The sequence below is a fragment of the Photorhabdus sp. RM71S genome, assembly GCF_042879355.1.
GTDB lineage: Bacteria > Pseudomonadota > Gammaproteobacteria > Enterobacterales > Enterobacteriaceae > Photorhabdus > Photorhabdus kayaii.
The window spans coordinates 1-605 of the sequence record NZ_JBHFKV010000170.1; the positions used below are offsets into that span (position 1 = coordinate 1).

General features: G+C 46.4%; 1 pseudogene. It reads left to right on the forward strand.

The annotated features are described in order from the left end of the window. Window positions 1-67 precede the first annotated feature (67 nt). Window positions 68-605, forward strand: a pseudogene (locus tag ACGF5R_RS24335) (phage tail tape measure protein); the annotation flags it as partial.

The following is a 605-nucleotide window of genomic DNA, read 5'->3' on the forward strand; positions in this document are numbered from 1 at the left end:
ATAATAGTGTCTGGAATACTGGAAGTGAATTTTCCATTTTATTTCCCATTTAATGAGAGCTTAATTCGTGTCAGCAAAATTTTCCATTGGTGTCATTATTGGTGGGGCCATCAGTGGTGCGTTCAGTTCTGCCATGTCCGGTACACGTCGTACACTGGGAGCGCTGGGAGAAACGACACGGCGACTTGAGAACAGACAACAAGTACTGAACCGTGCTATTGAACGTTACGGTCAGCTTGGTTCCCGCAGTGCTCAGAGTTTGAATAGTGATCTGCAACGTGTTAGCCGAACGCTGGAGCAGTTGAACCGTCAGCAACAGCGCTTACAGTCTGCTGCTATCATGAGTGATGCAGCCAAAGCGAATCGTATGGCGCTATATGCACAGGGAGCCGAAACTTATGCATTAACTCGCACGATATCCTCTCCCGTTGTTCAGTCCGTAACAAAGTATGCCTCTTTTGAATCAGGATTAAGGGATATAGCTGTCACAGGCAATCTGTCTCCGAAAGAAGAACAAAAAATCGGAATCATCTTGCGCCAGAACGCCAAGCAAACAAACCAATTACAAGAAACCCTGCTGGAAGGTGTTGGTACATTAGTTGCCG